Source organism: Aerococcus sp. L_32, from assembly GCF_050689315.1.
The window spans coordinates 1-1191 of record NZ_JBOEQF010000543.1; the positions used below are offsets into that span (position 1 = coordinate 1).

Annotated in this window: 2 protein-coding genes; both read left to right on the forward strand. The window is 38.5% G+C overall.

What is annotated here, in order from left to right; all coding sequences use genetic code 11:
* Positions 1–592, forward strand: a 592-nt coding sequence (locus ACRCJ0_RS14635) for a DALR domain-containing protein (RefSeq protein WP_431390938.1), incomplete at its 5' end; no start/stop codon positions are given.
* 46 nt (positions 593–638) lie between these two features.
* Positions 639–1076 carry a Mini-ribonuclease 3 gene (locus ACRCJ0_RS14640; protein WP_069285998.1) on the forward strand — a complete coding sequence of 146 codons (438 nt, stop codon included), beginning with the start codon at positions 639–641 and terminating at the stop codon, positions 1074–1076.
* Positions 1077–1191: the final 115 nt, after the last annotated feature.

Sequence of the window (1191 nt, forward strand, 5' to 3'; positions counted from 1 at the left end):
CAACTTTGTCCTAGCCCATGACCTAATCCAACAAGTCGATCCACAAGTTGTCCGCTTCTTCTTAGCATCAGCACATTACCGGTCGCCTTTAAGATTCAATGAAGAAAATATTCAAGATGCAACCAACAACTTAAACAACTTGAAAACTGCTTATGCGAACTTAAATTACCGTTTTGAGGATGCTAAAGAGAGTTTAGATAACGATGCAAAAGTATTGGCACAAATCAAAGCTTTAGAGAATGAATTTATTGAAGCAATGGATGATGATGTTAATACACCTAATGGTTTAACTGTTGTGTACCGTTTGATGCGTGATATGAATGTGTATACAAATCAAAAAGAAGTATCTGTACCAGTTCTTGAAGCTTTTAAAGAGTCGTTTACAGCCTTATTAACGATTTTTGGGGTCACTTTATCAGATGAACAAGAGTTGTTAGCGGATGATATTCAAGCCTTAATTGATGAACGTAATCAAGCTCGTGCTGACAAAAACTTTGCCCGTGCGGATGAAATTCGTGATCAATTAAAAGCTGAAGGCATTATCCTTGATGATACTGCCCAAGGTACGCGTTGGAAACGTGCGCAATCCTAGTTGCAGTCTATATTAATGAAAATCAATACAGAAATGAGTCGACTAAATGTCAGAGAATAAGTCTTTAACGAAAAATGAAATAAAACAACTAAGTGGCCTAACCTTGGCTTATTTAGGCGATGCTTCTTGGGAGGTAGTAGTCCGCGACCATTTGGTTCAAAGTGGTCTAACGAAACCCAAAGATCTACATAAAGCAGCGACTGAATTTGTGTCTGCAAAAGGGCAAGCGCTATTAGTTGAAGCGATGCAAGCTGAGGAAGGGTTCCTTACTGAAGATGAAATGACAATCTTTAAACGAGGGCGTAACGCTAAAAGTCACTCAAGCGCTAAAAACGCAGATATTCATACCTATAGAATTGCAACCGGATTTGAAGCTTTGATGGGTTTTGCCTATTTAAATGATCAAGACCGTTTTAAGGATATTGCAACTTTCTGTATTCAATACATTCAACACGCACAAAAAGAGGAGCAAGAAAATGGCTAGAGACAATCAAAGACAACAAAACAGAGATAGAAGACCCCGCAGTACAAATAACGAAGAAGAACTGGATCAATCTCCTGATTTCGTCTATGGTTTCCATGCCGCTATGGAAGTATTA

What these genes read in the sequence shown, in the direction of transcription:
- ACRCJ0_RS14640 (WP_069285998.1), top strand. Translation starts at nt 639, where the DNA reads ATGTCAGAGAATAAGTCTTTAACGAAAAATGAAATAAAACAACTAAGT.